This is a genomic window from Pseudomonas sp. SCT (assembly GCF_003864275.1).
Lineage (GTDB): Bacteria > Pseudomonadota > Gammaproteobacteria > Pseudomonadales > Pseudomonadaceae > Stutzerimonas > Stutzerimonas stutzeri_AE.
The window spans coordinates 1-6,291 of sequence record NZ_BDJA01000021.1; the positions used below are offsets into that span (position 1 = coordinate 1).

Genomic DNA, 6,291 nt, shown 5'->3' on the forward strand with positions numbered 1-6,291 from the left:
CAGGCCGGGCTCTTGAATCGGTTACATAATCAGGTGCTTGATCTTGAGGCCCGAGTGGGGGTCCCCCGCTTGCGGGGGTCGAGGGCTGGCATGTTGTCCACGGGCGTAGCCGGTGGGCAACTGCCCCAGGTAACAGCAATGGTTTGTTTAGGGCTCTGCTGCTTCGCTCCTGGGGTGGGATGTAGGGCTATCCGTGGTCTTCAGCCTGTGGAGAGCTTCACGCAGCAGGTCGAGCCGTTCCAGCCTCGACTCTTGGTCAGTCCATTCGTACTCGCGCAGAGAGTTTTCCAGTTGATGAATCTCGTCCCTGATCTGTTCAGCGGTCAGAAATAACTCCTCGTCACACCAGACCCGATCGCCGGGGTTTAGGTGGCCTGCCTCGTAATTTTGGGCGTATTCCTCGATGTCGGCAGCGGTCAGTTGCCAGATGTCGTTGCTCATGATTTTTCCTTTTGGAAATTGGCTTTCCCATAATGACGAGTGCGCGCGACAGTGTATGTCGCATGCCTGAAACCGTTTGTCAGGGATTACAGATGTGCATAATAATAAGAATAATAATATGACTATTATTATTCTTATGGTAGACTGCGAACACACATCCAGAAAGGAGTCGCTGCAATGTCCATCGCCATCCCCGCAGACGTGCGCGAGCGCGTCATTCAGGCCGCCCAGGAGCTGTACGAGCAGAACGGGCGCGAGACGATGCCCACCGTTGACGCCGTGCGCCGTCTGGCTCGCGTCGATATGAACTCAGCCAGTGCAGTAATGCGCGAATGGCGCCGCTCGCAGACCGCCCAGGCCGCGCCGGTTGCCGTCACCGTCCCCGAGGTTGTGACCCAGGCGCACAGCGCTGCGCTTGCTTCGCTCTGGCAGACCGCCCAGGAGCTTGCCAACGAATCCCTGCGGGCTGCACAGGCCGCATGGGAAACCGAGCGAGCCGAGGCCGACCACGACCGCCAGGAGCTGGCCGACGCCTACGAGCGGCAGGCCGCCGAGCTTGAGGAAGTGCGCGCCGCCGCCGCCCGTTCCGCCGAGTTGCACCAGGAACAGCAGGACGCCCGCGCCCAGGAGCTGGCCGCCCTGCGCGCCGAGCTGGCCATCGCCACCACCCGCGCCGAGCGTGCCGAAGCCCGCGCCCAGGAGATCGAGCAGCGCGCCGCCGACCTGCGCGCCGAACTCGACCATGCCCACCAGGAGCAGGAGCGCAGCCGCGCCGAGCTGGCCGCAGCGAATGCCCGCGCCGAGCGTGCCGAGGCCGCTACCCAGGCCGCCGAGCAGCGCGCCGCCGCACTGGCTGCAGAGCTGGCCGCCGCCCAGGCCCGCAGCGATGAACGCGCCCAGGAAGCCGAGCAGCGCATGACCACCCAGCGCATCGAGGCCGACGCCGCCCAGGGCGAACTACGCACCGCCCTGTCCAACGCCCAGGCCAGCGCCGCAGAAGCCCGCGAGCGCGCCGCCCTGCTGGCTGGCAAGCTGGAGTCGAGCGAGGCGCACAGCGCCGCCCTGCTGGCCCGGCTGGATACCGTCGTACAGACGAAGAAGGAGCCGAAGGCGTGACGTGGCGGTAAGCTCGTGCTTACGTGCTTACGTGCTTACGTGCTCAAATCCCGGTGTTGGGATTTGAGCCTCACGCCGAGAGATGGGTCATTGTGCGGCTGATCGCTTTTGCGGTCTCATCGTTCCCAATCGACCAGGACGCCATCAACGATTCGTAGCGATTGGCCCTGGCCTGGGCGTGCTGCTCGCGCACCTGTGCTTTCTGAGCCAGGTGCGTCGCTAGCTCACGCTCCTGTTCGCTAACGCGGACGGCTTCTTGCAGGGCCTCCAGCTCCATTGAGTGCTCACGCTGCAGCTGCTTGACCGCCTGTGCCTGCTTTTGTTGCAGCTCCGCGAGTTGTGCGCGATGTTCCTGCTCCAACTCCGCTGACCAGCGCGAGCTGCTGGCACGTGCCTGCTCGGCCTGCTCACGCGCTTGCTCGGACTGTCTGAGCCGCAGTCGCAAACTTACGATGTACCAGACGAGACCAACGGTTACAAACAGCAGCGCAGTAACTAGCAATTCTGTAGTGCTCATCTGAGATAGACCTCCGTGATCTCTGCCCTGAAATGCCCCATCTCCTGCGAAACAACACGGAGTGCTTCTTGCCGCGTCAGTTTCTGTTGCAGCGTACTGAGCCGTTCTTGAGCATAAACGTGCCGCAGCCCATGCGCGCCGTTCGACCAGCCGAGCGCAGTTTTCGATGCTGAGCTGAAGCTCTCGCTCCAGGCCTGTCCGCCGCCGATGTTGTAAACCTGCTGGTAGTGGACTCCGCGATCTGTAACTTGGCGCGGCTCCTGTAGTCGGGTGGCTTCAAGTCGACGGGCTAACTGAAGCGGAATCCGAACCTCGCGAGTCAGGCCGCCTTTGCCGTGCACTGTGTATCCGATAGTGTTCTCGCGGATACCTGAAAACTTCAGCTCGTGGGCGGGACGCTGATCGGGCGCACGGTGATGTATGCGGCGCAGCGTTAGCAGCTCATGAGCCCGGAGGCCTGCTGCTGCAGCAATCTCGGTTGCCAGTGCGTTGTGAGCTGCCTGCCGTGCAGCGATCAGCTCTATTTGCTGGCGTGTGTATAGCCGTGATTGCTCAGCGAGCCTGCGTCCAAGGTTGTTCGGTTGACCCGGTTTCGCTCGGGCGGTACGTGGCCGCTCCTGGGCACTGCTTTTGATGACCTCGAGCGTTTGTCCCTCGGCCAGTTGGCCAGTGACTTGCCGCATCATCATCTGTATGGCTTGCCGGTCCATGTCCAGGGTCTTTTGGCCAACCTGAGCGGCGCGCTGCCGTAGGTAATCCAGGGCGCGTTCAGGTGTCAGTTCTCGCAGGCTGCCGAGCCGGTTCTGCTGTACCCACTGAGTAACCAACTTGAGCCGCAGCTCATAGTTTCTGACCGTTCCGACTGATCGAATGGCTCCGCCCTGCATGCGTTTCATCACGCTTGCAGCCTGCGTCGCAGGCTTCGCAAATTTAGCCATCACTGTTGTCCTGGACGCGGTTGCGATGCAGCCAGCGATTGATAGTGGACCGCTCGACTCTGAGCTGTTTTTTCTCAGCTAGCCAGGTCTGTAGCTGTGTTCCGCTGCAGCCCTCGCGGTCCAGCTGCAGCAGCTCATATTTGTACTCATCGAGTACTGAGCGGCGCTGGTTGTAGGTGCGAGGTTTGCGCCGGGCTGCTGACTGGGCCTTGAGCTGCGCAGCAATAGCCTGGGCGTCGAAATCGTTCATGTGCATGCTCACCTGTAAGAACCTCTGACTGCACATTGTGCGGTTCAGCGACACACCACGCGAGCGTGGGTCTCCGTGCCTATTCGCCCCCCTTTGCTGTAACGCAGGCGGGGACTGTTCACGCCTGTTTTTTACGAGTTGTGCTCTCGTCGTGCCGTTTTTATGGTCCGGCTTGCTCGACCAATTTCCCCATTTTTGAGCGGCTGGGATGCCGGCCTCGCTGACACGAATGACGTGGTTCGGCGAGGCGCTGTGCCGCGAATGACGCGGGGCCACAGCCTCTAGCCACCTCTCCAATCTGCTGCGAAGGACGCGACAGATTGGACCGGGCGGCGCGGTTTCAGCAGGGTCAGGCTACGCAAGTGCAGGGGGATTTTCAATGGCTTGATTGTTGCGTGCTATTTGTTGCGTGAAATTGGCAGAGAGTCTAAAGTGCCCGCTATGTGCTGGGTCAGTATGACCCTGACATAGCGGGCACACAGGTACGCACTGACGCAACAGAGAGCAATGCGCGCGACTTCGGTGGTGACACAGCGGGTCGGTCGTTAGGCTGATCCAGGAGCCATACAACAAACGGAGGAATGGCAGATGGAGCGGCAAAAAATCGCAGGAATTTTGGATCGGCTGCAGGCGCGGCTGCCAACAATCACGCGACGGGTCGGCTGGGTTGGGATCGGGCTGGGTCCCGTACTCGGGATGCTACATATATTCGCGATGCTGCTGATGCCCGGTGTGTACGGGCGTCGTGCACTGTCGCAGTACGATGCGGTCGAGCGGACAGGCGATTGGCTTGCAGCTCCACTGGCGCAGTATCTGATACTGATCGGATTCGCACTGTGTCTGCTGTGGCTCGGTTTGTGGGTGCTGCGGTTGATGTTGGCTGTGCGCGCGCGCCTCGGAAGTCGCTCTATATGAGTGCAGCAGCCACACCGGAGGGATACGCGGGCTTCGGCTGGGTATTTCAGTTGTGGGAAGATGCGGGTATGTCGCTGCTCGCAGCCACCGAGCCCGTTTTCTCTGCAATTAATATGAGTAGCACCGCGCTGGTCTCGACGGTAGCCGCGTTGTGGTTGTTCGTCGTCCTGCTGCGGCTCGCAGATGGCGGGCTGGTACGTGGTCTGGTTGGCGGCCTCGTAATTTTTTGGGTTGTGCTCTACGGCATGCGCCCCGCAGCAGTCACTCTGCCAAGTGGGACGACGATTCAGATGCTCGAGGTCCAGGCAACCCCGCTACAGGCTGCGATGGCGATCCACCGCATTTATCGCAACTTCCTGGATGCTGTGCTCACAGAGCACACCATTGCCGGCACAATCGTGCCGGCCCAGTCGGCCGTCGATGATATAGCGTCACGTGGAGCGCAGCCGTTCGAGGGCAGCGATCTGGCTCGGCTGATACGTGATTACAACGCCAGCTGTGCTCCGAGTCGCGCTGAGCTTGCTGGTCCTGAGCATGCCGCGAAAATTGAGGCGCTACATGCGGTTGGACTGCTTGGCGGCGGTGGGCTCGGAATCCCTGATGAGGAGCTAGGCATCCTGGCGCAGGCTAGATCGGCTGCTAGCGGGCTGGGGACCTTCGTCATCGGCTCTGCAGAGGAAAATGGTGGCTGGCTTAATTATCTGTTCGGCGGGGGGGCAGCTCGAACAGGTATTACCCGCGCGTTCGATATCGGTGCGATCCGGTCGCGGCGCGCAGCCGGGCTTGCAGCGCTAGAGAATGCTGGCCCGTTCATGGGTGGCCGTTATGCACTACCGAGCCAAGCGCACTGGCAGTCGCTGTTCGCCGGGAAGGGGGATGCAACGCCATCCTATTTGCCGATCAGCTCCGTCCCGGGGCAGCAGCCCGTGGTCGTTGGGGCTGGCGATCAGTCGATGATGTTCACACCCAGCAGCTGCGTGGAGGCGTACAAAATCGCTCAGCTTGGCGCAGAGCAGGCATATCGTGCGTTCCGCGAGGAGGGTGGGACGATTGCTGGTGGCCAGCGGGTTAGTGCAGAGGTTGGGGCTGTAAGCACTGCAACTGCATGGCAGCGGTTCGTGGCTCGCTCATTGCAAAAGACCACGGGTCTTTCGGCTGAGGGGGCAGAGGTCGGGGCTGGGATGCTGGCCAGCGTACAGATGCTCAAGGACCTGGGCGGCTGGCTGGATCTGCAAACGCTGCTGCCCGGCTACGTTCTCCTGTCGGCCTGGTTGTTCTGGCTGGTGCTTGTGATGGCACCGATCTTTCTTTTGATGTCGCCGTTGCGCGGCGCGGAGATGCTCATCAGCTATGCATCGCTCCTCCTTTTCCCGGTGCTGGCGATGATCGCTGCTCACGCCGTTATAGTCGCGGTCTCGCTCGTCATGGCCTCCGTTGCAATCGGGCAGGCTGCGGCAGCAAGTGGTTGGGCTGGTGCCGGTGCGGATTTCGACGCTCTGCGTGGGTTCATGGGCGCACTGGCTGCAATGGTGCTCGCGATCACGACCTGGATTTCATCGAGTATCAGCCGCGTGTCGCTGGGTGGGCTGGCCGGGAGTCTGACCGGGGCGATGGCCACGGCGACCGGGGTCGGTGGTTTCGTCGCCAAAGCGGCTGGGACCGTCATGGCCGTCAGCCGCCTTGGCGCAGCAGGCGGCGCCGCTGGGAAAGCAGGGGGGCGTGGCGGTCGCCCTGGTGGTGGAGGTCCGAGCAGTGTGATTCAGCCGCGTCCTGCCTCTCCGAGCCCTGTGCCCTCCTCGGCAGCCTCCTCGATGAGCGCACCGCAGAGAAGCCGCCCAGGCCCCTCATCGGTTTCCCGCGCAAACTGGCCCAGCTCAAAACCCAATGCCGGGAGTCAGGATGGCGGCAGAAAATCGCCGTTAATCCCGCCGCGCCAGGACAGTTAGCTAGCCGTTTCAGGGCAGGGGGCGCGCCACGCGAGCGCGCTGGTGCTGCGGATGATGCCCAAGGGGCACCCCGCAGCACAGGCCCACTTTCCCCAGCGAGGCCCAGGGATACCCCTGGGCCTTGCTGCTTTAGCACCAGGGCAATTCTGGGCGGCCACCTCGATTCTC

General features: G+C 62.1%; 7 protein-coding genes. 3 read left to right on the plus strand and 4 right to left on the minus strand.

The annotated features are described in order from the left end of the window. Positions 1 to 147 precede the first annotated feature (147 nt). Entirely contained in the window at positions 148 to 441 is a 294-nt protein-coding gene (locus tag BHD08_RS22730) for a hypothetical protein (protein WP_125025222.1), read from the minus strand. Between the two features lie 177 nt (positions 442 to 618). On the opposite strand from BHD08_RS22730, the gene BHD08_RS22735 reads away from it, so the two are divergent. Continuing rightward, positions 619 to 1,557, plus strand: a complete 939-nt coding sequence (locus BHD08_RS22735) for a DNA-binding protein (RefSeq protein WP_125025224.1) — start codon at positions 619 to 621, stop codon at positions 1,555 to 1,557. Between the two features lie 70 nt (positions 1,558 to 1,627). Here the strand turns inward: BHD08_RS22735 and BHD08_RS22740 are convergent, their stop codons facing one another. Genes BHD08_RS22740 through BHD08_RS22750 form a run of 3 tightly spaced genes read right to left on the minus strand, consistent with a single transcriptional unit; the run spans position 1,628 to position 3,262 of the window. Then, positions 1,628 to 2,074 carry a hypothetical protein gene (locus BHD08_RS22740; protein ID WP_125025226.1) on the minus strand — a complete coding sequence of 149 codons (447 nt, stop codon included), beginning with the start codon at positions 2,072 to 2,074 and terminating at the stop codon, positions 1,628 to 1,630. Further along, on the minus strand, positions 2,071 to 3,012 hold the full coding sequence (locus BHD08_RS22745; protein WP_125025228.1) for a site-specific integrase: 942 nt from the start codon (positions 3,010 to 3,012) through the stop codon (positions 2,071 to 2,073). The genes BHD08_RS22740 and BHD08_RS22745 overlap by 4 nt, the downstream gene beginning before the upstream one ends. Further along, a complete protein-coding gene (locus tag BHD08_RS22750) occupies positions 3,005 to 3,262 on the minus strand; it encodes a hypothetical protein (protein ID WP_125025230.1) in 258 nt (85 codons plus the stop codon). Before BHD08_RS22750 ends, BHD08_RS22745 begins: the two co-directional genes overlap by 8 nt. 588 nt (positions 3,263 to 3,850) lie before the next feature. Here BHD08_RS22750 and BHD08_RS22755 point away from each other — a divergent pair. Further along, positions 3,851 to 4,177, plus strand: coding sequence for a hypothetical protein (locus BHD08_RS22755; protein ID WP_125025232.1), 327 nt, complete (start codon positions 3,851 to 3,853; stop codon positions 4,175 to 4,177). Continuing rightward, positions 4,174 to 6,123 carry a hypothetical protein gene (locus tag BHD08_RS22760; protein ID WP_125025234.1) on the plus strand — a complete coding sequence of 650 codons (1,950 nt, stop codon included), beginning with the start codon at positions 4,174 to 4,176 and terminating at the stop codon, positions 6,121 to 6,123. The genes BHD08_RS22755 and BHD08_RS22760 overlap by 4 nt, the downstream gene beginning before the upstream one ends. Positions 6,124 to 6,291 lie beyond the last annotated feature (168 nt).

What these genes read in the sequence shown, in the direction of transcription:
- BHD08_RS22745 (WP_125025228.1), bottom strand. Translation starts at nt 3,012, where the DNA reads ATGGCTAAATTTGCGAAGCCTGCGACGCAGGCTGCAAGCGTGATGAAA.
- BHD08_RS22740 (WP_125025226.1), bottom strand. Translation starts at nt 2,074, where the DNA reads ATGAGCACTACAGAATTGCTAGTTACTGCGCTGCTGTTTGTAACCGTT.
- BHD08_RS22735 (WP_125025224.1), top strand. Translation starts at nt 619, where the DNA reads ATGTCCATCGCCATCCCCGCAGACGTGCGCGAGCGCGTCATTCAGGCC.
- BHD08_RS22750 (WP_125025230.1), bottom strand. Translation starts at nt 3,262, where the DNA reads ATGAACGATTTCGACGCCCAGGCTATTGCTGCGCAGCTCAAGGCCCAG.
- BHD08_RS22730 (WP_125025222.1), bottom strand. Translation starts at nt 441, where the DNA reads ATGAGCAACGACATCTGGCAACTGACCGCTGCCGACATCGAGGAATAC.
- BHD08_RS22760 (WP_125025234.1), top strand. Translation starts at nt 4,174, where the DNA reads ATGAGTGCAGCAGCCACACCGGAGGGATACGCGGGCTTCGGCTGGGTA.
- BHD08_RS22755 (WP_125025232.1), top strand. Translation starts at nt 3,851, where the DNA reads ATGGAGCGGCAAAAAATCGCAGGAATTTTGGATCGGCTGCAGGCGCGG.